Below are 24,654 nucleotides of genomic sequence, written 5' to 3' on the forward strand. Positions count from 1 at the left end.
TTTGGCAAGTCGTCTTTTTTATTTTTTCTTTATTTTTGAGTTTACACAAAACTTAAATTATGGAAAACAGCAACAATAATACGCTAACGTGGGATGATTTTATGAAAGTAGAAATGCGCGTTGGTACGATTATTCAAGCCGAAGAATTCAAAGAAGTCCGCAATCCTGCTTATAAATTAGTTGTTGATTTTGGAGAAGAAATTGGAATGAGAAAAACATCTGCCCAAATCACAAAATTATACACCGCTGAAGAATTAATTGGTAAACAAGTGATTGCGGTTGTTAACTTTCCTCCAAAGCAAATTGCCAATATTATGAGTGAATGTTTGGTTATGGGTGCAGTGGAAGGCAAAGAAGTAACCCTAATGAGTTTAGACAAACCCGTTAAAAACGGATTGAGAATAGGATAATAAAAAAGGTTTCGCATGGCGAAACCTTTTTTTATATTATTGATGGAGTAAAGCGTATAAGGCAAAGGTTCCTAACCAATGACTTCCCATATAATCATCGTTTGTAATATTGCCAAAAGAAGATTCGAAATGATGCTTCCCAATGGCTTTTACATGGGCTAATTCTGGTAATTTCTTAGCCAAATCACTTAAACAAGTGGCTCTACTGAAATTCAATCCATCCAAATGAACTAAGTGTCCATCTGTTCGATCCGATACTTTTCCAACTTCCAATTGAAAATCCGATTCAAATATTTCTGGTAAAAATGCCGTCAACCACGTTTTAAAAGTAGCTGCATCTTGAATCTTGCTCATCAATCGAGCTTCTTCTAGACAAGGAGAAAGAAAATCATGCCCACTAGGCTCAAAGGCTAGATTGCAATTGGTATCCTTCGCATATAGACGATTTGCCGTTTCAACCAGTAGCTGTTCAAAAGCCGTTTCTTTCATTAATCGCGCATATTCCAAAGACAGCGATAAACCGTAAGCTGTATTATCATGTGTTCCCGTGCGAATAGGGTAATTCAATTTGGGTAAATAAGTTTCATAGCGCTCCATTAATACTTTGGCTAAAGGCTCTAGTAATTTCGCCCAACGCTGTGCATCCTCATCTTCCCAAGTTGCTAAAGCACCATGTAGTTGGAATAACCAAGCCCATCCATAGGTACGCTCAAACGTTTTATTATTGGGATCATCAAAAAAGGCCAATTCTACTTGCACATTTTTTGCTGTAATCAACGTATTCAGGTGTTTGCGAATTTGATGTGTTTCATTGAGTGCTGGAAAACGCTTCATCAATTCAATAATCGACCAATACCCATGAACAGATGAGTGCCAATCAAAACAACCATAAAAAATAGGACGTAATTGCTTCGGTGTTTTTAAGTCTGAATCAGCACCTAACACTTGACCCAATTTATTGGGGTATTCTTGTTCAATACAGTGTAAAGGCAACGCAATAATTTTTTCAGCTTCCTTGATAGTCAACGTCAAAGGAGTAACTTCCTCCACCATTTTCGTTCCTTCCTCGTCTGCTTTTTTCTCTTTGGGTGTACATCCCAATAACAACAATCCGGCAAGGGCACCTACACTAATTTTTCTCATGATTTTACTTTTATTGCCTAATGTAGGAATTATTTGAAAATAAAGACTTCAAAAATTCGAATATTCTTGTTCCCCTAGCACATCAATACCCACCTAACTATTTGATATTATATTTCTTACAAAAAAGAATCCAATCTAAAATTAATACGTTTTAGCCTGCTACTTTTTTGTACATTTGAAATAAAAAATGCAAAAATTCATCGTATCATTTGTAGGTTTATTTTTAGTGACCCTCACGGTTATTTCCTGTGATAATAAATCGCTAAATTCCTCCAAAGCCCTTAGTGCCATTGAATCATACATGGAAACGCAACCCATATATGAGAGCACAACATTTACGGTAGGCGACACCAAATTAAGACAAAAGAAAGATGCTGCACTGATTGAGCGCTATCAACAATTAGCGGATGAAGGGTATTTAAATCTTGCTGATTTCACCGCAAAGAAACGTTTTCTTTCTAAAGATAGCATTTGGCAAGGAACCATTAAGCTAACGGAAAAGGCACATCCGTATGTACTAGAGCAAAAAGGCAATAAAATCAAAATTAAAACCATCGAATACTTGGTGGACAAAGACAATGGTTTTCAATTGGATGCTAAAGGTAAAAAATCGGCAACAGCGACCGTTATGCTAAAGAAAAATCCAACGCCTTTTCATTTCTTAAAAGAAGATAAATCTCCAAATACGGAATTTATTACGAAAAAATTCAAAATGAAATACGCAGAAGAAACAGGTTGGAGAATTACAAATTAACAGATGGGAAAAAACATTTTCATTTTAGTTTTAATACAGGCACTTATGGCTGTATTAATGTCCTTTATGATTGCTAAGATGTCCTTTATGGGACGTATGGGCATTACCTTTTTATATCGCGAATACTTGGTGCTGAAATCTCCATGGAAAACAGCGGCACTTATTTTTGCTATTCAGCTTTTTCTCATTGTCATTTTAGCTTTCTTCAAGTATTTCACCCCTGCTAAAATTGCCAATGCGCTTTCCATCTTTACGATCTTACTTGGTATTGGTGCAGCCTATTTTACTTACCTAGATTTCACGACTACCTCACACAAATACATGAAGAGCAATTTTCATATTGGGGTCTATTTATTTTGGGTTGCTTGGGTCTTTTCTGCTATTTTCTTTTTATTTTTAAAGAAAAAGAAAGTGGCTTTGACGGATTTAGAGCCAACAACCGCTATTCCAGAAACGGAATAGTTCTTTAATTTTAAACGAATGACTATGAGATTATCAGCTATACTCCCTTTATTTGTTCTTGCTTTGGGATTGACCAATTGTACAGACAAAAGTAAAGAAACACAGGAGCCACAGTACATTAAACGCGAACAGACTACTTCTACATCTGGATCACAGCCTGTTCAAATTCCGATGCACGGAACGAAAGAAAACAGTTCTTCTGGTATGAGTTCTTTCAAAATGAAAGAAGACATGAAAGAAAATACAACAGAAAAAAATACAGCGGACGAATAAGGTTTAACACGCTACTATTTTTTTTCCAATAAAAATTAGTTAAGTTTACTTAACAAACCAATAGGCTAATCATGAAAAATTATTTATTTGCGTTATCCACGCTATTACTTTTAGGCTTAACTGCTTGTAAAGATACAGGAAAAGAACCTTCAAATATTTCTATTGATGGGACTACAACAGAACAACCTGCTACGCCAGCTGATGGAGAAGCAACGCCTGTTCAGAGTACTCCAGCAACAGCAAACGAAGGTGCTGCTGTAGCGAACAACAATATCAACCCTGCCCATGGACAACCAGGACACCGTTGTGATATTCCAGTAGGAGCTCCATTAGATACACCTCCAGGAGGTGGTAATGCGATGCAAACTTCTGCGCAACCAGCAACTAGTAACCAAGGACAGCCATTCTTAGTTAATGATGAGGCAAAAAACCGCATCATGCAAGAACAAGGACAACCTGCAACAGCGAATAGTGGAAAAATCAACCCTCCACATGGTCAACCAGGACACAGCTGTGAAATACCTGTAGGACAACCACTACCATAATGTAGTTATTTTATTATTTAATATCCGTAAAAAGGCGAAATCAAGTTGATTTCGCCTTTTTTATTGCTTTATTCGATTCAAAAGAACGCCAAAACACCACAAAATAATCCATTCAACTTCCAGCAATATTGCTTATTTTTGCATTCTTATTAATTTCATATAGAATATAGTTTATGATACAAGATCCGAAGAGATATACGCTAACTGCGGCATTGCCTTATACCAATGGGCCAATCCATATTGGACACCTAGCAGGTGTTTATGTTCCAGCTGATATTTATGCTCGATTCTTGCGAATGCAAGGCAAAGATGTTGCCTTCATCTGTGGAAGCGACGAACACGGGGTGGCTATTTCTATGAAAGCGAAAAAAGAAGGCATTACCCCTCAACAGGTAATTGATAAATACAACGGCATTATCAAACAATCTTTTGAAGATTTTGGTATTTCTTTTGACAACTATTCTCGTACCTCCTCTTCTATTCACCATCAAACAGCTTCTGAATTTTTCAAGAAATTGTACAACGAAGGGAAATTCATCGAAGAGGTAACGGAGCAATTATACGATGAACAAGCACAACAATTCTTAGCAGACCGTTTTGTAACGGGAACTTGCCCGAAATGTGGAAATGAAGAAGCGTATGGAGACCAATGTGAAAAATGTGGTACCTCTTTAAATGCAACGGATTTAATCAATCCTAAATCAACTATTTCTGGTAGTAAACCCATTTTAAAAGCAACAAAACACTGGTTTTTACCATTAGATCAATACGACGGGTTCTTGCGTCAGTGGATTTTAGAAGGACATAAAAACGATTGGAAACCCAATGTATATGGACAAGTAAAGTCTTGGTTAGATGATGGATTAAAACCGCGTGCAGTAACTCGCGATTTAGACTGGGGGATTCCTGTTCCTGTTGAAGGTGCAGACGGAAAAGTATTATACGTTTGGTTTGATGCACCTATTGGGTACATTTCATCAACGAAAGAATGGGCTGCCCGTGAAGGGAAAGATTGGGAACCGTATTGGAAATCAGAAGATACTAAATTGGTTCACTTCATCGGAAAAGATAATATTGTATTCCACTGTGTTATTTTCCCAGCAATGTTAAAAGCAGAAGGAAGCTATATCTTACCGGATAATGTACCTGCGAATGAGTTCTTAAACTTAGAAGGAAACAAACTTTCTACGTCGAAGAACTGGGCCGTTTGGTTGCATGAATACTTGGAAGATTTCCCAGGAAAACAAGATGTATTGCGTTATGCTTTAACTGCAAATGCACCAGAAACAAAAGACAATGACTTTACATGGAAAGATTTCCAAGCGAGAAATAACAACGAATTAGTGGCTATTTTTGGAAATTTCATCAACCGTGTAGTAGTATTGACGAATAAATATTACAACGGTGTAGTTCCGCAACCGCATGCCTTTTCTGATGTGGATATTGCTACGTTAGAAGAATTAAGAGCTTATCCAGCTGTCATCGAAAGTTCAATCGATCGTTACCGTTTCAGAGAAGCTTTGGGTGAAGTAATGAATGTGGCGCGTTTAGGAAATAAATACTTGGCGGATGAAGAGCCTTGGAAATTAATCAAGGAAGATGCGGATCGCGTTCAAACGCAAATGTATGTAGCTTTACAAATTGCTGCTGCCTTAAGTACATTAGCCGAGCCATTCTTACCCTTTACTGCAGCAAAATTAAAATCAATTTTGCGCATCGAAACACCAATTACATGGTCTGCTGTTGAAGTAGATCAACCGTTAATTCAACATGGGCACCAAATTGGAGAAGCGGAGTTATTGTTTGCTAAAATTGAAGATGAAGAGATTCAAAAACAATTGGATCGTTTAGAAGCATCTAAACAAGCAAATAAAGCAGCGAATGCTGTGGTAGAACCACAAAAAGAAACAGCTACCTATGACGATTTCACGAAACTAGATTTACGTGTAGGAACAATTGTAGAAGCGGAGAAAATGCCAAAAGCAAACAAGCTTTTAGTATTAAAAGTAGATACTGGAATGGATGTAAGAACGATTGTATCGGGAATTGCTGAGCATTTCAAACCGGAAGATATCATCGGGAAACGCGTAACGGTTTTAGCAAACTTAGCACCACGTGCTTTACGCGGTGTAGAAAGTCAAGGGATGATCTTAATGACAGAAGATGCCAACGGTAAATTGGTATTTGTCAACCCAGATGAAGAGGGTGTAAAAAACGGAGCAACGATTAATTAATCGAATCGCTATAGAAAAAAAGGGTGTCCCAAAAGGTCACCCTTTTTTTGTTATACTTCTTTATGTTTTCAACTTTCTTTCCGTTAAGTACTCCTATACTATCTAAATCAAAGCTGATATTCATTCGTAAATATTTCACCTAATCTTCAGCAATAGCAGTATACTCTTCCTCCCAATTATACCTAGATAAAGTCTATATTTGCGTAAAATTGAGTACAACTAATGAAATTTATTTCAACCTTACTCCTACTTTGTTTTGTAGGCATTTTACAAGCCCAAGTGAAAGAGGTAAAAATACCGACGAATTTGGGGAAAATTACCCAAGCGTATCACTATAACACCCAGCAAAAGAATTTCTTTTTCTTAAAATCTTATAATCAACTACAAGGGATGCAAATGACGGATAGCCTAACGGTAAAACAATCCTTGTTCACACTTGTACCTGATTATTTTGATGATACGGTTGTTGCCTTTACTGCGGCTGAAGAGAACAAAGCCACCATGTATATCGTGACAAAAAAAAATATTCTGACAAAAACCTTTGATTTTGAGCAAAATATAACAACTACAGCCGCTCCTTTTACCTGGGACCCACAAGAAGAGGATTCCTTTTTACATTTTTCACATGGAGACAAGTTTTATGCGCTTCATTCTAGAATCAGAAATAGTCAAATCCGTTTCTTACAATTGAATGCAGACTTAAAACCGCAAAAGGATACCATGATAAACTTTACAGGGCATAATTTTTATTTAGGCCCTCACAGTCAGGTATCTCTTAATCAAGCTTTACAAGATTCAGTGCCGATGACCTACATAGAAATGAATCAACCCACAGATTTACTAAAGGCAGCAGCACAAAGAAAGTACTATATTCACAACGATGTTCTTTATATCACCTTGGATACATCAAACCAGAGTACAGAAGTTTTGAGCATTGACCTAACGACGCAAGAAACTACCTACGCTAGTTATCCACAACCATTCAACAAACCCCGTTTAAACCATCCTGGTTCTAACTCCCTACTTTTCGATAATAAGCTTGTACAAGCCTATTTTGACAAACAATTTATTACAATTGTACTGCGAGATGAACAAGGGGAACCGATAAAAACGTACCAAATGACAAAGGATCATGCTGATTTTATAACCGGAGGCATGGTATCGATTAGCAATATCAGGGGTTTATATAAAGACAAGTATGCTCCCATAGAGAAACGAAGTAATTTTTTACTCCGAGCTAAGAATGCAAGTTTATATGGAGTCATTGCCTATCCTGTTGGAGACCATATTGTTCTACAATTTGGATCGGGAAATCGAACAAAACCATTCGCTCGTAACTTTTTCTTTGATGCTTTTATCAATGGACCTAGAACAAATAAGTTTAACCCCTATTTTAAATCAGTTGTTGCCCTTGCCTCTACAGCCTTAGATCAGCAATTAAATCCTGATTTTTCTTTTACAATACCCAGCGAAGATAAACTGAGAACATTGAGAACAAAACGAGGATTCAGAATAACAAGTAATAAGTATAAGCTTGTACTAAAAATTAACGATCAACACTACTACGGTAAACAAGAATCGAGAAGCAAAACATTTGATTTAGTACCGTTTTAAACTAAAAACCCGCTTGCATAAAATTGATGCAAGCGGGTTTTTTGTTTTAAATGCGGTTGATATAAACATCTATTTAAAATAGATGATTTTATTTATACAACTATTCTAATGGATAAGCACTGTGTCCATCTGTCTCTAAATGAAACTTCTTCTCTTTCCAATCTAAATTATAATATTTTTTAAGGTATTTTGCTGCAAAATTATTGGCGCGTCTCTCTGTCCATTCAGCACCTTGTGCACTTGAAATACCAATACTAACTAGATAAGATAATCCATGCTTACTACTATCAAAAGTATGTCCATATTCGTGTAATAACAAAGGATTAGTTAGAATATAGTCTTTAAAATCCCCTTTAACTTCGTCATACATACTTGCATAGATAAAATTCCCTAATGAAATTCCCCATTGATCACGTGAATTTTCTTTCATTGCAAACGTAGCACCTCCAAAATATTCTACGCGATCAACTTGATAAATCATATTCTTAAATTGGGAGAATGCATGCCCTGCGGTAGTTTGTGGTAATTCAAACGTAAAACGACTAATTCCTTGCCATACTTGTCCAAAAAAGCTTCGATTACCATCCAAATAAAAAATACCCTCTCCTAATCGTCTTGCGTTATTAAACCTACTCCAATCTCCCGTTCCTATTCCTGTTATTGCTCCTGCCAGCATTCCTACTGTGGCGTGGCCACCTTCCATTGCAGTAATATTAGGCCCTGCTATTGTTCCTACAATATATCCAGCTCCAAAAGCTTTTACTCCATCCCATAAATTTCTAATTTCACCATTTTTTGATTGTCTTATCAGATTTCTCAACCCAAATACTAATCCAACAATCTCTCCACTTTCATCCACATAAGTTAACGGATTATTCAGTACATACCCATAACGATTAAAATTTTGGGTATTTGAAAGGTCTTGAATAAAGTTATCTGGTGCTAAGAAACGTTTTACTATTGGATCATACAAACGTCCATTCATCTGAATTAATGAAACCCCTTCTAAGTGTTCATGTCCCGTATAGCCTCTATCCATAAACGTTAATTGGCTTAAATCATTATTTTGTCCATCTTTAACAAAAACTACATTACCCCAAGCATCAAAATGTCTTTTTTCTACAATAGTTCCTACATTATTTGTAATTGCCAAGATACTACCCAAATAATCACGGTGTAAATAGTAGTATTCAGGTGTATTTTCTCCTTTCGCTATTACGGTGGCAGAATAGGCATCTCCATCTAAATAAAAAACAAAATCCACCTTATTTGTTGTCTTATTGTAATTCACTTCAATATTCCCATCAGTTGAATAATAACGTTTCAGAGAACTTTGTTCTTTACTAGTCGCTAAATCGCCATAATGCATCACACTACGCTGATTATCTGAATTATAATCAAAATAAATATTTTCTTTCCCTGATTCTTTAATCCAAACAGGTTTTTTAAAGGCATTATACGCTATTTGCTGTTCTGGGCGCAATTGATAATGCGGTTGTGCAATTGCATTTAGCTCAATCGACTCCAATTGATAAGATGTTCCACTTGAATAGCCATAAGCTCCAATACTATTGCTTTCAATACGTCCTTTATCATCATATTCTTGCGTTTCTTGTACCCCTACTTTATTCGTAAATGAAGTTAATCGATCTAAATTATCATAAGTAAAAATTTCCCCTCGATTAAATAACCCATTCGTTCTACTTAATAGATTACTAGTCGCCGCATTAAATTGATTTGCCAGTGTAAAAAGTTCTGCTGTTCCTTTCTTTACTTTATTCGTTTGCAAATACCCATAAGTATCGTAAACATTTGTTACTTCTAACCCATTCCCTAAATTTGATTTAGTCAACTGCCCATACGCATTAACTTGCGCTTTGGAGGTTAATACCTGATTGGTCAAAGCGTCAATAGTCTGCCAATGATAACCATTTTTGTACTGGTGTTTAATCTTTTTCTCACCAGTTTTACCATGCGTTTGTACACCAAAAGTTTCTTCTAATGCTCTTCCAAAATCATCAAAAACTACTGCTTTAGAAAATCGAGCAACGGGAGTAATTTCTGTTGTCTTAATCAGGCGACGGTAAGTATCATACTCATAATTGTACGTATAGTTTGTTCCACTTACATCAGCAACAGAAGAAGTCAATTGTTTACTTTCATCATCGTACGTATAATTTATCTCAGTATTTGTATGATCACCGGTAATTTTTTTGTTTATTAACTTTCCAAAATTATCCAAAGTAAATAATGTAGTTCCTTTAGGAGATCCTTCTTTTATTAACTCTCCATAAGCATTATAAACATGGGTATAAACTCCTGCAGCAGGATCAATTAATTTTATTTTTCTTCCCCATCCATCTTGTTCTTGAGACACAACAACTCCATCATAATTTGCAGATTTCAAATTACCATTGGAGAAATAAACGTATTTAATCTCTCCTCCATCGTCCTTTTGAACAATGGTCTGACCTAGCGAATTTACTTTTGTTTCTTTTGTCATGACACCATCATTCTCCTTAATAGTAGCTAAAGTATACGTTTTAGTAATCTCCTTTCCTTTACTTGTCTTTACCTTGATCACACGACCTTTTTTATCGTATACCGTTTCATTCCATAAAGAGGGTGTACTTCCAAAATATCCTTCACTTTCTTTTACAACACGATTATAAGCATCATATTCGTAGGAGCGGCTCACTGTTTGACCTTGCAAATCTTTAGTTGCTGTCTGTATCTTATTTCCTTTTGCATTGAAAGTATTCCGATTCCAATTCCCTTCGTCATTCGTTGTGATCACTTCAAATCCTCGGCCTGTTTTTACATATTGTGTTTGCGTAACTTTACCTAGATAATCCGTAACACTCAAAGGCTCGCCCCAATTATTATAAGTATATTTCGTTACGTGTCCAAAAGCATTCTTTTTCTCCTTTAAAAGTCCTCTAGCTCCATTATAACTATAAGTTGTTTTTAATCCTTCAACATCCGTTTCTTCTGTTAAAAAACGTCCATAATACCCATATTTATACGTTTGTTTTCGTTCTGGTAAATTACCTGCCTTGAGACTCTTTTCTACAATATTTCCATATTGATCATACGTATTTTTTTCTGTTTTCGTTTCGGTTGTATTATTGCCTTTTTTAAGCACTTCTACTACTCGCCCTTTCTCATCGTATGTATAACTATCTTCCGTAGTGAAACTACTTTCTCCTGTAGCTGTTTCTATCTTCTTTGACTTCAACAATCGACTCATAAAATAGTTCGGATTTGCAGCTCCGTAAGCATACGTATTCTCAATGGTTTCCGTTTTCTCTAACGCAAAACTAGGTTGTCCAATCATCGATAATCCAAACTTTCGTTGATATTGAATCTGTTGTTGAGTAATATCATTGTATTCATTATAGGTATTCGTTGTTTCCTTTACAAACGAATCTGCAAACACTACTCCTCCAATATTATTTTCTGTTGTTTTTTTCAGTTGTGGTTTAAAAACTTTATTCGTTAAGACTTGGGTTTGATACTCATAGTTTGTTATACTTTCGTAAGCTTTATTTCTAAATCCTGTACCAGGTACAAATACTTCTATGAATTTATCCCATTGTGTTCCTAAGATTACACTTTCTTTTTTCAACAAACCTCTATTGAGAACATCAAACTCTTTGATGTTTTTAAACATATTTTCAGGTTTATCATACCAATTGGTACTAACATTTCCTTTAAAGCCTATAAATCCAAGGCCATGAAAATGAACAACAGGAGAAGCATAAGCAAATGATTGATATAAACTATTTGTCCCATCAAAAACCCGCACTCTTGATACAACTGATAGATTAGGCAAGAAATTAAGTTCTGCCATAGGGTACTGCAGTTTTTTTGTATCAAATTTTTGAAAATGAGGAAAATCTAAATTTTGTTTATCAATACCATATTGTCCATATTGTATTTCAGTAACCAATCCATCACTTTTTATTTCCTTAAGCAATTTATCTCGACCTGTATTATGTGACAATTCAAATTCGATAATCGAACCACTCGCAAAGAAACCAAGACGATAATTATTTTTTGAAAATGCAAAATTTCGATTGGGCGTCAAGTTAAACGGTATGGGAAAGTACATCTTGTCTCCATACATATACATTGTTATCCCCAGTGATTCTGCCCAATAATTATCTCCATCCCAACTAGAACTTTTAAATTCTCCGCCTCCCATATTTTTCATGACCAATACCCCAGCTATAGATCCTACATAAGTAGAATACGGAGTGTTCTTAGCAATTTGAGCATTCGTAGAAATTTGAATAATATCCGTTTTTCCATCATTATCGATATCATCACAAATAATAGTCTTATAATTTCGTAAACCAGTATTTTCTAATACTATATTATGATCATGATTATATCCCGTTGGTTCACAATAAAAGCCTCTATCCGCATTTTTTCTCTCGAAATTCGTTCCTGTGCTATAATAAAAATAAGAAGAATACTGATTAGCTATTAGCAAATCCAACTTACCATCTCCATTGAAATCTCCTAGCTGGATTTGGCTGTCTTTTGTGATAGAGTTATCCGAAAAATCGCAAACAACGTCCAATCTATTTGTAACAAAATTTAAAGTATACAAAATGATTCTTCCTGGTCTGACCACCAGAATATCTGCACGTCCATCTCCAGTAAAATCTTGTACTAACGTTGTGATAGCCTCATTGTTTGCAACAAAGCCAAAATTTATCTTCGCCTCAGTTTCATTTCTATTCATATTTAGAAAATAAGCATTTTGCTCCGAATAAATAGGATAGGTGCCTGCATATTGATCATAACGATCACAAAGTTGAACACGAGCACTTTCATATCTTTCAATAGCTAGAACATCCATATCGCCTGTTCCCTTAAAGTCCCCAACAAAAAAATCTTTCGTTGGTTCAGGAAAGACACCTCCACAAATTTGAGAATACATATCATCAGGTGCTTCCATATCTGGGAAACCAAATTCTTTAAAATAATCTTCGACAATAATATTGTTGTCAAATTTATTTACTGTAAACTTATTTCCCACAATTGTTAACCAACTATCCTTGGGTTGCACTTCATTATTTTGATTACGATTAATAAAACGAAAAAAACCTTTGAACTTAGAAGAACTATTACTCATTTTATACGTACCTGTTTTCTGATTATTAACAGACGTATTGAATACCCAATATTCTGCCTTTTTTTTGTCGTATAAAATATAATCTAAGTCCCCATCACCATCAAAATCACCTGTAACAATATCGTGAGTTTCCGCTGTAACATCCTTCTCTAAATTACTATTTGTAACTCGTGTATAGAGTTGTGTTGTACTTTTGACTTTTCCGTCTACTCTATCGTATACAAATTCAAGTGGCGCTAAGGATTTTTCGTCCATTCCATTAAACTCCTTTATACTCTTTAATTGTGAGTATCCTAGCAACAGCTTGTCATACTCTAATTGATATGATCTAAAAACTTGTCCTCCACTTATTGTTTCAATTTTCGATAAAATTTGATTATTACTGAATTTTTGTCCTCCTATGTATAATTCTTCCGTAACATCATTCCTTCTGTCATAATAAAACTTAACTTCATTATCATATAATCTAAATGGAGGTTTTACATCAATATTTACTTGTTGTGAACCCGTTACTTGGGCAGAATTAGGTCTAGGTGTAATTACAACGTCCCCAGGCACAGGCTCTGTTATTATGGAGGAAATTCTTGACACATATTGAATAGAAGAAATAAATAAAGTTCCTTCTTTTTCTTCATATTTATAAACAAGATAATTATTAGAAGTATCCTTCAAACTGTCAATACCAAATACTAACTTTGATCGAGAATTATCTGTATTTCCATAAGTAGCAACACTACCATCAGGGTACTGTACCTTAAAATACTTAGGACCATACTTCGCTCCATAAGGAGAAATTCCATGAGAGGTGATTTTAAGATTCGAATAGTTTTCTGTTTGGTATTCTGCACCATCTCCACCATAGGTTCCTGATTTTAAGAGTAGACGTTGGCCATCCAATGCAAATCGATCTGAAGCGGAGAAATCAACAGCGCTCTTTTTTCCATCGTGATATAAAGTAGAAGGGACTCTACTAATAGTAGAAATACCAGAAATTGACCATCCGAGTCCAACTATACCATTTGCTGCTTGACTATTATATGCTAAACTTATAGCGGGTTCTACTCCATTAACGCCTTTTGGCACTTGAATCGGAACAGTATAAATAGCTGCACCTGCTAAATTAACGTTTAAGCTTCCTTCTGTTTTTCCTATAGGTGTTTCATTGGAAGGAATTGGGTCTTGATCACCTGGCCAAACTACAACTTGACTATACGATACAATTGCAGTGAATACACTACAAAACAATAAAAAGTATTTATTTCTCATCGCTTATCGTTTAATGATTGTAATATTTTCTTTCGTTCCATCTTGATAAAAGACAACCATAAAATAAGATCCTTTTGGAAGTTGGTCAAAATGTACTTGTGTTTGGTTTTCAAACGCAAGATTGCCAATTTGCTGAAGGACTTGATGATTGGAAGTATATAAACTAATTGATACTACTTCTTTATATTTTCTATCCCATTCTACATAGAGTACATTTTGTACCGGGTTTGGATAATATTTGAGTTTTGAATCCTCATAACCAAACATTTTTTGTTCAGCTTGAGTATCTTCCTCATTTTCGAGTATTGACCTCGCAGCAGATGTCATGTCGATTTCTATGCCTCTATAAATTTGATTTCCTGCACTATCATACTCAAAAACAACCTTAGTAGGTAACTGTTGAGCTAAAGCAGCTAAAGGAAACAAAGCCATTAGTAAGACAACTTTATTCATTGTATAAAAAATTAAGTTAATTATTTCGCGAAATTAAGTTAATTTATCCTTTAAAAAATACAGTGTTTTATTTTTAAACATAAATAAAATAAACTTTCCTGTTATTTAATATTAAACATACAACATGTTAATATTGTATTAATAATCAACCAATAAGAAACAGAAAACTCCTAATATTTTTTATCAATGAAAAAAAGTCAAAAAAAAGTCCAGTTAAAAAACCAGACTTTTATATTTAACATAAACTATGTACTCCTTACTTCCATTGACTTGCTGTTTCCAATACAGCTAAATCATCAATATCTAGCTGAATAGCTGTTGAACGCACAAGACTTTGCAATTGGGTTGAATTAGTTGCACTAACAATTGGCGCCGTAATTACAGGTTGATGCAACAACCAAGCAATTGCTATTTCAGCACTTGTTGCTTGATGTTTTTGAGCCGTTTTCGCTAAAGCATCTAAAATAGCTAACCCGCGATCGTTTAGATAATGTTCGACCATCATTTTTCGAGCACTTCCTTCTAAATCTGCGGCTGTTTTATACTTCCCAGATAAGAAACCACTAGCTAAAGCAAAATAAGGCGCTACAGCCAGCTTTTCTTTTACAACAATGTCTTTGTACTCTGTTTCGAATTGCGCTCGATCATAGAGATTATATTGCGGTTGTAGGGCAATGTATTTCGTCCATCCTTTGGCTTCCGCTACTTGATTACTTTCAAGTAAGCGTGCTCCACTTAGATTAGACGCTCCAAGTGCACGAACTTTTCCTGCTTGAATTAGTTCCTGAAAGGTTCCCATGATTTCTTCTACTCCAACATTCACATCATCATGATGAGAATAGTATAAATCAATATAATCCGTACGCAAACGCTGTAAAGAAGCATCGACTCCATCGAGAATCTGTTGTCTGGTCAACCCTTTCTCTACGCCTTGCATGCCTCCACCTACTTTAGTAGCTAATACAATATCTTGTCTTTTTTTACTTTCTGCAAACCACTTTCCTAAAATACGTTCTGACTCTCCTCCGGTATTTCCTTCTACCCAATGGGAGTAGCTATTTGCTGTATCGATAAAATTAATGCCTTGATCGTGTAATTCATCTAACATGCGCAGCGATGCTTTTTCATCTAAAGTCCATCCAAATACATTTCCTCCAAAGCAAATTGGAGCAATACTCATTTCCGCATTTAAATTCTTTCTTTTCATGGTGTTTTGGTTTTGTTTTTTGTGTTCGTTATTCTTTTTACACCTGCTTCATACAAGCAAGTCAACCGATGAGAACACTTTTACGTTAGCTTACAAAATACAAAAAAAGGGCGATTATAAAAATAATCGCCCTTTTTAAATATGGTAAATAATTTACTAGAAATTATATCTCAATGTAACATTCCAAGTTCTACCTGTTCCAAACCATACTTGGTTAGAAGTATCAATTCCTTTCCAAATTGAATTTGCACGATATGCATTGTAATCTTCTACAGTTGCAAAATCACCTTTTTCTTTTGCATGTTTAGCAGAGTTCGATTCCGCAATGTAAATTTTGTCAAATACGTTATTTACGTTTGCTCTTACAACAACAGAATTTTGTTTTTCTTTTCCAACTTTCATTGTAAAAGTCATACCCAAATCAAATAGGTTAAAGCTTGGTAAACGCAAAGCTCCTTTGTTGTTTTCTTCAGCCATTGACATAATATCAATTTTTGAATACAATTTATCAACATAGCGGAACGTTGCATCAAATTTAAGACCTTCTACTACTTCGTAATCTGCACCTAAACTCGCCAATAATTGAGCTGAATCTCCCACTTTTGAATCTTTCAAATATAAGTCTTTCACAAATGGTTGTCCTGTACTTGGATCAATAACAGCTTCATTCGTATCGCGATCTAAGATTGTAGCATTTTTCACGTTCTTTGTATAGTTCCAATCTCCGAAAGAGAATGCCCCACTAATCGTCAATTTATCCAATGGACGCACGTTGAAATCTACCTCAACACCTTGGTGCAACTGAGCCAAACCATTCAACTGTACGTTAGCCGACTGTGATACGTCTTTACCATTTTCATCTTTGTATTCTAGATAAACCGTTTTTCTTTCGATACGATCATCCCAAGATGTTCTATATACGTTCACATTCGCATTGAAGATTGCAGAACGGTATCCATATCCTAACTCAACACCGAAGATTTTTTCATTCATCAAGTCTGGATTCAATCTATTTGTATTGTTGATGTACACCCCATTAAAGAATGGTTGTTTTGAATAATATCCAATATTACCAAATACGTTGTGATTCTCATCAATATTATAGTTTACTCCCCCCTTAACATTTCCTCCTAAGATACTTTCCCAAGATGTTTTTGCTTTTTGTTTCCATTCTGGTAAAGGTCTACCTGAATTATCAACTGTACGACCATCTTGAACAAAGTTGTCTACACGTTGGAAATCTTGATTCGAAATCGCTCCTTGAATAAAGGCAGTAAAATTGTCTTTTGAGTATTCCAATTGTGTAAATGCACCATACCAACGCGCATTTCCATCATTATTATATCCTACTACACCTGAGTCGTTTTTATCTGCCCAAGGGTTATAGCTTACTTTTGATCCGTGGCTATTTGTAACGATATAACCGTCTTTATCATAGTTAAGATTCAATGTTTCTTTATAACCTGTTGAACCTAAAAAGTCGGCAACATTTTGGAAGTGGTATCCTTTGTAAGTACGAGCATCAACACCAAAATCTAAGGTAAAACTCTCGCTTAATTTTTTATTCAAATTAATTACGGTACCATACCAGTTATGTGAGTTGATTGAATTAATTTTTGTAATACCTTTATTGTACACATTAATTCCATCTCCTTTATTAGGTCCACCAAATGCGTTACTATTTCCTTGGTTATACGCCACGATATCATCCATACGCAATTGTCCATTAGCGTCTAACGCATCGTGTGCATTCAAGTTAACATTTTTCCCTGTTTTAGGATCTTTCGGACCAACAATTTTTCCATTTAATCCTGATCCAGCTCCACGTCCCCAAGAACCGTAAACTACAGCACTTAATTTAGTTGTTTCGTTGATTAACCAATCATAGTTCAAGGACATTACAGGTTTGTGGTAATAGTTTTCTCTACCATTGTACACATTACCATTTAAATATCCCCAGTCTTTGTTGTAGCGAATATCTGGGTCACTACCTTCTCCATGATCAATATACTCTTGTAATGTTGTATAATTATAACGTTGAGAGTGCGTTTGAGGAGCTCCTGTAAATGTAAACTGAACATTGTGTTTTGCATCTTTTGATTGGTATCCTAACCCAACAAAATAATTACTTGCTTCAAAGTCAGTTCCACGTACGTAACCATCGCCAAAACTGTGGCTTAATAATACCGAAGCAGACAATCCATTGTCTAAAACCCCTGTATTATAAGAAGCAGTTCCTTTAAAGAAATTGTCATTTCCAATACCCGCAGAAAGAGACCCTCCTTGACGAGCATCAGCTGTACGAGTTAAGATGTTAATTGTACCTCCAATTGAAGAAATTGCTAATTTAGAAGAACCTAAACCGCGTTGTACTTGCATTGCAGAAGTTACATCTGATAAACCCGCCCAGTTTGACCAATACACAGAAGAGTTTTCCATGTCATTGATTGGCATACCGTTTACCATTACTGCAATATTCTTTTGGTCAAATCCACGGATATTAATCTTAGAATCACCAAAACCACCACTACCTTTAGTTGTATAAACTGAAGGAGTTGTGTTTAAAATTTCTGGGAACTCTTGAGAACCCAATTTTTCTTGAATTACAGCTGCTTTAATTGTAGAAACAGCAACTGGTGTTTTACGGTCTTTTGCAACGTCCGCAACTCCCATGATTACAATGTCATCTAACATGTTTTCATCAGGGTTAACCACAATGTTACCTAAGTTAGCAACTTTGTTTGCATCAACGGTAAAAGCAACCGTTTTTGATTGATAACCAATAAAAGAGATAACTACTTCTCCTTTATCGCTAGTAACGTTCAAGGTAAACGCTCCATTTGCATCTGTCGATACACCATTTTGCGTTCCTTTCACCAATACAGTCGCCCCTGGTAAGCTCATATTAAGCTCTCCATCGATAACCGTACCCTTTACTTTGTTTTGTGAAAATGCAGATGTTGACGTAATAACCATTACGATAAACAACATCCAGTTCTTCAAGTTTTTCATTTTGTAAGTGTAAGTGATAATTAATTTCACGGCAAATGTACAAAAAGAAAATCCTATAATGTTATCTAATTATTAAATTTTGTGTGTGTCCCAATTTATTGAATTCTAAATACTTCTGTTCGTTAGGTAGTAATTCAGCAAAAAGGCTGTAGAACTGTCGTGTTTCAATACATTATTCGAAATAATTTCACGCTGAATATTTTTTGCTAAAACCTTGCCATATTCCACGCCAAATTGGTCAAAACTATAAATATTCCATATCACTCCTTGCACAAAAGTCTTATGTTCATATAAGGCAACTAAGGCTCCTAATGTTTCTGGAGTAAGTTTATCAATCAACAACGTATTCGAAGGTTTGTTTCCTGCAAATTCTCTAAAGTTCTGAATTAATGCATCTTCTTCTTCTCCTTCACGTGTGGCTGCTTTACCATTCAACAAGGCTTCTGTCTGTCCAAAAAAGTTAGACATCAAAATCGTGTGATTGGTATCTTGATCCGAAAAAGGATTGACAAAACCAATAAAATCTACGGGAACTACTTTCGTTCCTTGGTGAAACAATTGGAAAAAGGCATGTTGAGCAGATACGCCTACCTCACCCCAGATTAATGTTCCAGTCTCATACGACAATTGTTCGCCTGTTCGATTCTTGTCTTTTCCATTACTTTCCATAATCATCTGTTGTAGATGGGCAGGAAATTTTTCTAGAAATTGGCTATATGGCACAACGGCTTCTGTCTGGTACCCATAAAAATTGTTATACCATACGCTTAATAAAGCACAAACAACAGGAATATTATCTTGAAAAGGAGCGGTTCTAAAATGCTGATCCATTTTATGTGCACCTTTTAATAATTGTTCAAAATTGGCATAGCCAATAGACAACGCGATCGACAATCCAACAGAGCTCCAAAGTGAAAATCGTCCTCCAATATAATCCCACATTGGAAAAATAGTCGATCGATCAATACCATAAGCAACCGCGCGTTCCACTTCGGCGGTAACTCCTACTAAATGTTTGGCTAAATCCTTTTGCTCTACCGTTGCTGAAAGCCATTGTACAACTTTATCAGCATTTAATACTGTTTCTTGCGTAGTAAATGTCTTAGAAACAATCAAGACTAACGTAGTTGCAGGGTTTAACTTATTTAATACGGCATACAGATAATCATCATCCACATTAGAGATGAAATGAGTCTTTAAGTGATTGCGATAATTTTCTAATCCATTTACAACCATCTTTGGTCCTAGATCAGATCCTCCAATACCAATATTGACAACATCTGTAAAAGGTTGTCCTGTACTTGAAAGATAACGTCCTTCAACCACTGCTTTGACAAAATGCTCAATACGCGTTCTTGTTTCTTGAATTTCTTCTAGTACATTGACACCTTCCACCATAATTGGTGACGCTTGAGTAAAATCACGTAAAGCCGTATGTAATACGGCTCTATTTTCTGTTTTATTTATTTTACCTCCTGTATATAAAGCTTCAATTGCTTGTTTCAATTGTACTTCTTCACCTAATTGAAGCAAATAAGACAGGGTTTCTTTTGTAATTTTATTCTTAGAATAATCGAGCAAAAATGCGTCAAACTGAATATTAAAAGAATTCCCTCTACTAGCATCCTCTCGGAAGAGGTCTTGCATTTGGATGGACTTCATTTGCTCAAAGTGCTCACGTAGCTTGGTCCATGCAGCAGTACTAGTAGGATTAATAGATTGTAACATTTTACTTGAAACAGAGGTTATTTATTAAATTTTTCTTTAATCACAGCATCTAACTCTGCTTTTAAAGGTTGAATATGCTCTTTAAAAGCGGGGATATCTTTTTTATCCATGGGTTCTGAGTTTGGTAAAACCTGTCCTAGAGGATCTACTTGTACTCCATTTTTCCAAAAGCGATAACACACGTGTGGACCTGTGGCCAATCCTGTACTTCCAACAAGTCCGATGGATTGCCCTTGTTCTACAAACTGTCCTTTTCTCACTAAGATCTTAGACATGTGCAAATACTGTGTAGAATAAGTGCCGTTGTGTTTTACCTTCACATAGTTTCCATTTCCTGCCGTATATCCCGTGCGTTCTACCACTCCAGAGGCAGTAGTCATAATTGGCGTTCCTGTTGGAGCAGCATAATCCGTTCCATTATGGGATTTCCATGTTTTCTGTACGGGGTGGAATCGGCTCTTGGTATATCTTGAAGTAATTCTAAAGAACTTCAATGGTGCTTTTAAGAACATACTCTTCATTGGGCGCCCCTCTTCATCATAATAATCCTTGCCCTTCGCTCCAGTTCTTTGGTACGGAAATGAATATAAATCTTTTCCTCTATAGTTGAAATACGCTGCTTCCACTTTTGAAATTCCAACATAAACGGTATCGTTAATGTATTTTTCTTCAATCGTTACGGCAAAGCGATCTTCTGGTTGTAATTTAAAGAAGTCAATCGACCAAGCGAAAATTTGTGACATACGCGTTGCTAGTGATTGATCCACTCCTTCTTTGCTCAAACTCATCGATAGCGATCCATCAATTGTAGAAGCAACTGTTCTTCTTTTAATCGTTACAGGATATGTTTTTGTATAAGCTGTAATCGTATCGCGAAGATCAATCACTTGATAACCTGAAATATTAGGATGATAAACAAAGGCAGCTAATTTATCCGGGTTATTTTTGTATTTAATCAACGTATACGGTTGTCCTGCTCGAATTCCTCGAACATTGATTGTATCTTTTACTTTGGTAACAATATTGTGTACATCTGAAGCATTGAGGTTATAATTGCCAAAAATCTTCCCGAGGTTATCTCCAGACCTAATCGTATCTTCTGATACCACATAGTCCTTCAAATTAAACCCATACAATTCAGCGACAATCTCCTCTACTGTTTCATTTTCCGTATCCGTACTCACTTCCATTTCTCCTTCTTTTTTACAAGAAGAAAAAAGAAGCAAGCCTGCTAACAACATAAAAATTTTATACTTCAAAACTTCCTTTTTTCTATTTTTAAATCAATCCTTTACCCCAATTTGCTAATTCCTCTTCTGACCATAAGCCCGGGAAAAATATTCTCTTTTGATATTCTGGCAACATATATTTTTTCCAATCACTACCTCCAGTAGCTTCCTTGGTAACTCCTGTACTTTCTAAATACTTCAGCGCTGTTTTGTAATGTCCAATCACCCAAGTAACATTAACGGTATAATCATAATGTTTCATGGCTTGAATTAATTCTGGACATGCTTGTGCTTCTTTAGGAAGTTCAACAAATTTCTGCCATAAATTTGTTTTTTCATAATCTTTCATTGCTTTAACAAAAGTTTGACTGTATTTTTTTTCAAACGCACCAAGCAAGTAGGACTTTTCGCCTGTCTTATAATTTTTACCCGCTGCTTGCCAGTATAGATATTCTAACGCTTCTTCTTCAGAAATATTCTCTGGCAAATCGCGAATAAATCGCTTATCAATTAAATTAATCCAATCTGTTGAAGCAAACTCGATTAAGCGGTACTGTGCACTTTGAAATCCGCTGGCAGGAGCTAGTGTATTTCTGAACTTATTATACTGTTCTACATCCATTCCATCACCCATAATGCTAAAAGAATTAGTCAACATATCAAAATATCGGCTAATTCTCATCAATTTATCGGTAAAGACATCTACTGCGATTGGTGCAGGTACGGCTAATTGCTCCATTTCCCATAAAATCATTTTAAACAATAATTCATTGACCTGGTGGTACATAATAAACACCATTTCATCTGGGTATAAGGTGCGCTGAATTTGCAATCCTAATAAGGCATCCGTTTGAATATAATCCCAATACGTCAAAGGCTTGCCATACAACAAACCTTCTAAATGTACATTGGGATTTTGTCCCATTTGGGTAAATTTTTCTTCTAAATTTTTTATATGTTGATTGGTGATATCATTCATTACTTTTCTGTTTTTAACGTTGAAACTAATCCTTTGTACTCTTCTAAATCTGCTTTTAGCGAACCAACGGCTAAACTTGCTTTGATTCGCAACGGAACTTTATTCGCATCAGCAGAAACCCAAACAGTCAAACTTTCTTTTTCTTTGAAAACGCGTCCTGCCATCACATAAGGTCTAAAACTCAAAGCTTTCACCTTTCCAAATTTAGTTTTCAATTCCGTTGTACCAAGGTATAACAATTTAAAACGAAACACTTCTCCATCGAAAAACATATCAATCTCAACGGCTTCGTTCTTTTTTAAATTATCTAATTTTGGGTGATTTCTCAGGTAATAAAAGGCAGATACAATATCCTGCACTTCTGCAACAATAGGATAGGTGCTTTCTTTCTTTTTCTCGTAATCTTTAACAAGAACATTTTTCTTGGTATAATCGAAGAAACCTTCTTGGTCTTTGGTATAACCGCCTTCATCAATTTTTCGGATAAAACGATGGGGTACGACTTGATCTTTATCGAAATAACTTTGATAATCGTCATACACTTTGAAGAAAACCTTAGAAAGCCCAGTAGTATAGCCAATACCTTTGGCATGATACATACTTTTTCCTTTGTAGGTTGTTTCAGATAAGGTCAGTTCTGCAATACCTGCATTCAAAATCCCATAGGACACTCTGAATTTCAAGTATTCTCCTGCTTTAAACGCTTGAGGTTTCGTTTGTGCAAAAGTAGTTAGTGCACATAATAGGACGGTATAAAAAACAAATAATACTTTTTTCATAGTTGGCTAATTTTATTCAAAAATAACAAACAAAAAAACCCAGTCAAATAATTGACTGAGTTTTTATGCTATTAACCAACCAAAAAACTATAAATTATGAAAAATTTATTACACTCAAATAAAGCTTATGACATCTTTATTTTTGCGAGTGCAAATGTACAGTTTTTTATTGATTATTTATATATCTCCTATCTTTTAACCCCACTTTAACTATAACACATTCAAAATGAAGGTTTTTAAGATATTCTTAACTCAGATTATAACGTTCCTCTCAACTCTTGCTCACGCTCAATTGATTCGAAAAGCGCCTTGAAGTTACCTGCACCGAATCCTCTTGCACCCATTCTTTGAATAATTTCGAAGAATAAAGTTGGACGATCCTCTACTGGTTTTGTAAAGATTTGTAATAAATATCCTTCTTCGTCAGCGTCAACTAAGATACTCAATTTTTGTAATTCTTTGATATCTTCTTTCATCATATCCATGTGAACACCTAAACGACCAGGAATTGCATCATAATAAGATTGTGGTGGAGCAGATAAAAACTCAACTCCTCTTGCTCTCATTTCTGCAACTGTTTTGATGATATCATCTGTTGCAACAGCAATATGCTGAACTCCAGGACCATTATAGAAATCCAAGTATTCTTCTACTTGTGATCTTTTCGCTCCTTCAGCAGGTTCGTTGATAGGGAATTTAATACGTCCATTACCGTTTGACATTACTTTACTCATCAAAGCAGAATATTCTGTATTAATTTGTTTATCGTCAAAAGATAAGAAGTTTACGAATCCCATTACATCTTCGTACCATTTTACCCACGTATTCATTTCATTCCATCCCACGTTTCCTACCATGTGATCCACGTATTTCAATCCAACAGGTTTTGGATTGTAGTCGCTTTCCCATTTAACGAAACCAGGTAAGAATACACCTGTGTAATTTTTTCTTTCTACAAACATGTGAACAGTTTCACCGTATGTATAGATCCCAGCGCGAACAGTTTCACCAAATTCGTCTTTTTCAACAACTGGTTCCATGTATGATTTAGCACCACGGCTTGTTGTTTCTTCGTATGCTTTACGTGCATCTTCTACCCAAAGTGCAACTACTTTAATTCCATCTCCGTGTTTTACGATATGGTCATTTAATTCAGACTCTGCAGTTAATGGTGTAGTTAAAACGATGCGGATTTTATCTTGTACTAATACGTAAGATGCTCTGTCTTTCACTCCTGTTTCTAATCCTGCATACGCTAATGATTGGAAACCAAACGCTGTTTTATAAAAGTGAGCCGCTTGTTTTGCGTTCCCAACGATAAATTCAACGTAATCTGTTCCTAATAAAGGCAAGAAATCTTGCGCTCCTTCAAATATTTTTTCTAAGCCAAATTCAACCGACTTTACTTCTTTACTCATAA

Annotated in this window: 17 protein-coding genes; 7 read left to right on the forward strand and 10 right to left on the reverse strand. The window is 35.5% G+C overall.

Translation table 11 applies throughout. The features are described from left to right. Positions 1 to 59 precede the first annotated feature (59 nt). Positions 60 to 410, forward strand: coding sequence for a tRNA-binding protein (locus tag M2306_RS13970; RefSeq protein WP_002988966.1), 351 nt, complete (start codon positions 60 to 62; stop codon positions 408 to 410). Between the two features lie 36 nt (positions 411 to 446). Here M2306_RS13970 and M2306_RS13975 read toward each other — a convergent pair whose 3' ends face one another. Then, a complete protein-coding gene (locus M2306_RS13975) occupies positions 447 to 1,553 on the reverse strand; it encodes a DUF2891 domain-containing protein (protein WP_259187514.1) in 1,107 nt (368 codons plus the stop codon). A 187-nt stretch (positions 1,554 to 1,740) separates the two neighbouring features. On the opposite strand from M2306_RS13975, the gene M2306_RS13980 reads away from it, so the two are divergent. The 6 genes from M2306_RS13980 (at position 1,741) to M2306_RS14005 (ending at position 7,435) form a co-directional block, all read left to right on the forward strand. Next, the gene (locus M2306_RS13980; protein ID WP_115092185.1) at positions 1,741 to 2,307 is read left to right on the forward strand and encodes a hypothetical protein; all 567 of its coding nucleotides are present in this window, start codon (positions 1,741 to 1,743) and stop codon (positions 2,305 to 2,307) included. Positions 2,308 to 2,310: 3 nt separating this feature from the next. Then, positions 2,311 to 2,769, forward strand: a complete 459-nt coding sequence (locus tag M2306_RS13985; protein ID WP_115092184.1) for a cytochrome d ubiquinol oxidase subunit II — start codon at positions 2,311 to 2,313, stop codon at positions 2,767 to 2,769. Positions 2,770 to 2,793: 24 nt separating this feature from the next. Further along, entirely contained in the window at positions 2,794 to 3,042 is a 249-nt protein-coding gene (locus tag M2306_RS13990; RefSeq protein ID WP_002988959.1) for a hypothetical protein, read from the forward strand. A gap of 71 nt (positions 3,043 to 3,113) precedes the next feature. Next, on the forward strand, positions 3,114 to 3,587 hold the full coding sequence (locus M2306_RS13995) for a hypothetical protein (protein ID WP_259187505.1): 474 nt from the start codon (positions 3,114 to 3,116) through the stop codon (positions 3,585 to 3,587). Positions 3,588 to 3,760: 173 nt separating this feature from the next. Continuing rightward, a complete protein-coding gene (gene metG, locus M2306_RS14000; protein WP_115092181.1) occupies positions 3,761 to 5,821 on the forward strand; it encodes a methionine--tRNA ligase in 2,061 nt (686 codons plus the stop codon). 222 nt (positions 5,822 to 6,043) lie between these two features. Beyond that, positions 6,044 to 7,435, forward strand: coding sequence for a hypothetical protein (locus tag M2306_RS14005; protein ID WP_259187503.1), 1,392 nt, complete (start codon positions 6,044 to 6,046; stop codon positions 7,433 to 7,435). Positions 7,436 to 7,535: 100 nt separating this feature from the next. Here M2306_RS14005 and M2306_RS14010 read toward each other — a convergent pair whose 3' ends face one another. The 9 genes from M2306_RS14010 to hppD form a co-directional block, all read right to left on the reverse strand. After that, positions 7,536 to 13,847 carry an RHS repeat-associated core domain-containing protein gene (locus tag M2306_RS14010; protein WP_259187502.1) on the reverse strand — a complete coding sequence of 2,104 codons (6,312 nt, stop codon included), beginning with the start codon at positions 13,845 to 13,847 and terminating at the stop codon, positions 7,536 to 7,538. A 3-nt stretch (positions 13,848 to 13,850) separates the two neighbouring features. Beyond that, complete coding sequence (locus M2306_RS14015; RefSeq protein ID WP_115092179.1) at positions 13,851 to 14,300, reverse strand: T9SS type A sorting domain-containing protein; 450 nt, start codon at positions 14,298 to 14,300, stop codon at positions 13,851 to 13,853. 256 nt (positions 14,301 to 14,556) lie between these two features. Beyond that, positions 14,557 to 15,507 (reverse strand): aldo/keto reductase, encoded by a 951-nt coding sequence (locus M2306_RS14020; RefSeq protein WP_115092178.1) that lies wholly within the window; start codon positions 15,505 to 15,507, stop codon positions 14,557 to 14,559. Positions 15,508 to 15,663: 156 nt separating this feature from the next. Beyond that, on the reverse strand, positions 15,664 to 18,519 hold the full coding sequence (locus M2306_RS14025) for a TonB-dependent receptor (RefSeq protein WP_115092177.1): 2,856 nt from the start codon (positions 18,517 to 18,519) through the stop codon (positions 15,664 to 15,666). A 105-nt stretch (positions 18,520 to 18,624) separates the two neighbouring features. After that, a complete protein-coding gene (gene pgi / locus M2306_RS14030; RefSeq protein ID WP_115092176.1) occupies positions 18,625 to 20,247 on the reverse strand; it encodes a glucose-6-phosphate isomerase in 1,623 nt (540 codons plus the stop codon). Positions 20,248 to 20,264: 17 nt separating this feature from the next. Next, the gene (locus M2306_RS14035; protein ID WP_374759761.1) at positions 20,265 to 21,488 is read right to left on the reverse strand and encodes a M23 family metallopeptidase; all 1,224 of its coding nucleotides are present in this window, start codon (positions 21,486 to 21,488) and stop codon (positions 20,265 to 20,267) included. Positions 21,489 to 21,525: 37 nt separating this feature from the next. Then, on the reverse strand, positions 21,526 to 22,401 hold the full coding sequence (locus M2306_RS14040; protein WP_236594204.1) for a tryptophan 2,3-dioxygenase family protein: 876 nt from the start codon (positions 22,399 to 22,401) through the stop codon (positions 21,526 to 21,528). 53 nt (positions 22,402 to 22,454) lie between these two features. After that, the gene (locus M2306_RS14045; RefSeq protein ID WP_115092173.1) at positions 22,455 to 23,234 is read right to left on the reverse strand and encodes a DUF3108 domain-containing protein; all 780 of its coding nucleotides are present in this window, start codon (positions 23,232 to 23,234) and stop codon (positions 22,455 to 22,457) included. Between the two features lie 257 nt (positions 23,235 to 23,491). After that, entirely contained in the window at positions 23,492 to 24,652 is a 1,161-nt protein-coding gene (hppD, locus tag M2306_RS14050; protein ID WP_115092172.1) for a 4-hydroxyphenylpyruvate dioxygenase, read from the reverse strand. Positions 24,653 to 24,654: the final 2 nt, after the last annotated feature.

The organism is Myroides gitamensis (assembly GCF_029894455.1).
Taxonomy (GTDB): Bacteria; Bacteroidota; Bacteroidia; order Flavobacteriales; family Flavobacteriaceae; genus Flavobacterium; species Flavobacterium odoratum.

What these genes read in the sequence shown, in the direction of transcription:
- M2306_RS13970 (WP_002988966.1), top strand. Translation starts at nt 60, where the DNA reads ATGGAAAACAGCAACAATAATACGCTAACGTGGGATGATTTTATGAAA.
- M2306_RS13975 (WP_259187514.1), bottom strand. Translation starts at nt 1,553, where the DNA reads ATGAGAAAAATTAGTGTAGGTGCCCTTGCCGGATTGTTGTTATTGGGA.
- M2306_RS13980 (WP_115092185.1), top strand. Translation starts at nt 1,741, where the DNA reads ATGCAAAAATTCATCGTATCATTTGTAGGTTTATTTTTAGTGACCCTC.
- M2306_RS13985 (WP_115092184.1), top strand. Translation starts at nt 2,311, where the DNA reads ATGGGAAAAAACATTTTCATTTTAGTTTTAATACAGGCACTTATGGCT.
- M2306_RS13990 (WP_002988959.1), top strand. Translation starts at nt 2,794, where the DNA reads ATGAGATTATCAGCTATACTCCCTTTATTTGTTCTTGCTTTGGGATTG.
- M2306_RS13995 (WP_259187505.1), top strand. Translation starts at nt 3,114, where the DNA reads ATGAAAAATTATTTATTTGCGTTATCCACGCTATTACTTTTAGGCTTA.
- metG (WP_115092181.1), top strand. Translation starts at nt 3,761, where the DNA reads ATGATACAAGATCCGAAGAGATATACGCTAACTGCGGCATTGCCTTAT.
- M2306_RS14005 (WP_259187503.1), top strand. Translation starts at nt 6,044, where the DNA reads ATGAAATTTATTTCAACCTTACTCCTACTTTGTTTTGTAGGCATTTTA.
- M2306_RS14010 (WP_259187502.1), bottom strand. Translation starts at nt 13,847, where the DNA reads ATGAGAAATAAATACTTTTTATTGTTTTGTAGTGTATTCACTGCAATT.
- M2306_RS14015 (WP_115092179.1), bottom strand. Translation starts at nt 14,300, where the DNA reads ATGAATAAAGTTGTCTTACTAATGGCTTTGTTTCCTTTAGCTGCTTTA.
- M2306_RS14020 (WP_115092178.1), bottom strand. Translation starts at nt 15,507, where the DNA reads ATGAAAAGAAAGAATTTAAATGCGGAAATGAGTATTGCTCCAATTTGC.
- M2306_RS14025 (WP_115092177.1), bottom strand. Translation starts at nt 18,519, where the DNA reads ATGAAAAACTTGAAGAACTGGATGTTGTTTATCGTAATGGTTATTACG.
- pgi (WP_115092176.1), bottom strand. Translation starts at nt 20,247, where the DNA reads ATGTTACAATCTATTAATCCTACTAGTACTGCTGCATGGACCAAGCTA.
- M2306_RS14035 (WP_374759761.1), bottom strand. Translation starts at nt 21,488, where the DNA reads ATGTTGTTAGCAGGCTTGCTTCTTTTTTCTTCTTGTAAAAAAGAAGGA.
- M2306_RS14040 (WP_236594204.1), bottom strand. Translation starts at nt 22,401, where the DNA reads ATGGGACAAAATCCCAATGTACATTTAGAAGGTTTGTTGTATGGCAAG.
- M2306_RS14045 (WP_115092173.1), bottom strand. Translation starts at nt 23,234, where the DNA reads ATGAAAAAAGTATTATTTGTTTTTTATACCGTCCTATTATGTGCACTA.
- hppD (WP_115092172.1), bottom strand. Translation starts at nt 24,652, where the DNA reads ATGAGTAAAGAAGTAAAGTCGGTTGAATTTGGCTTAGAAAAAATATTT.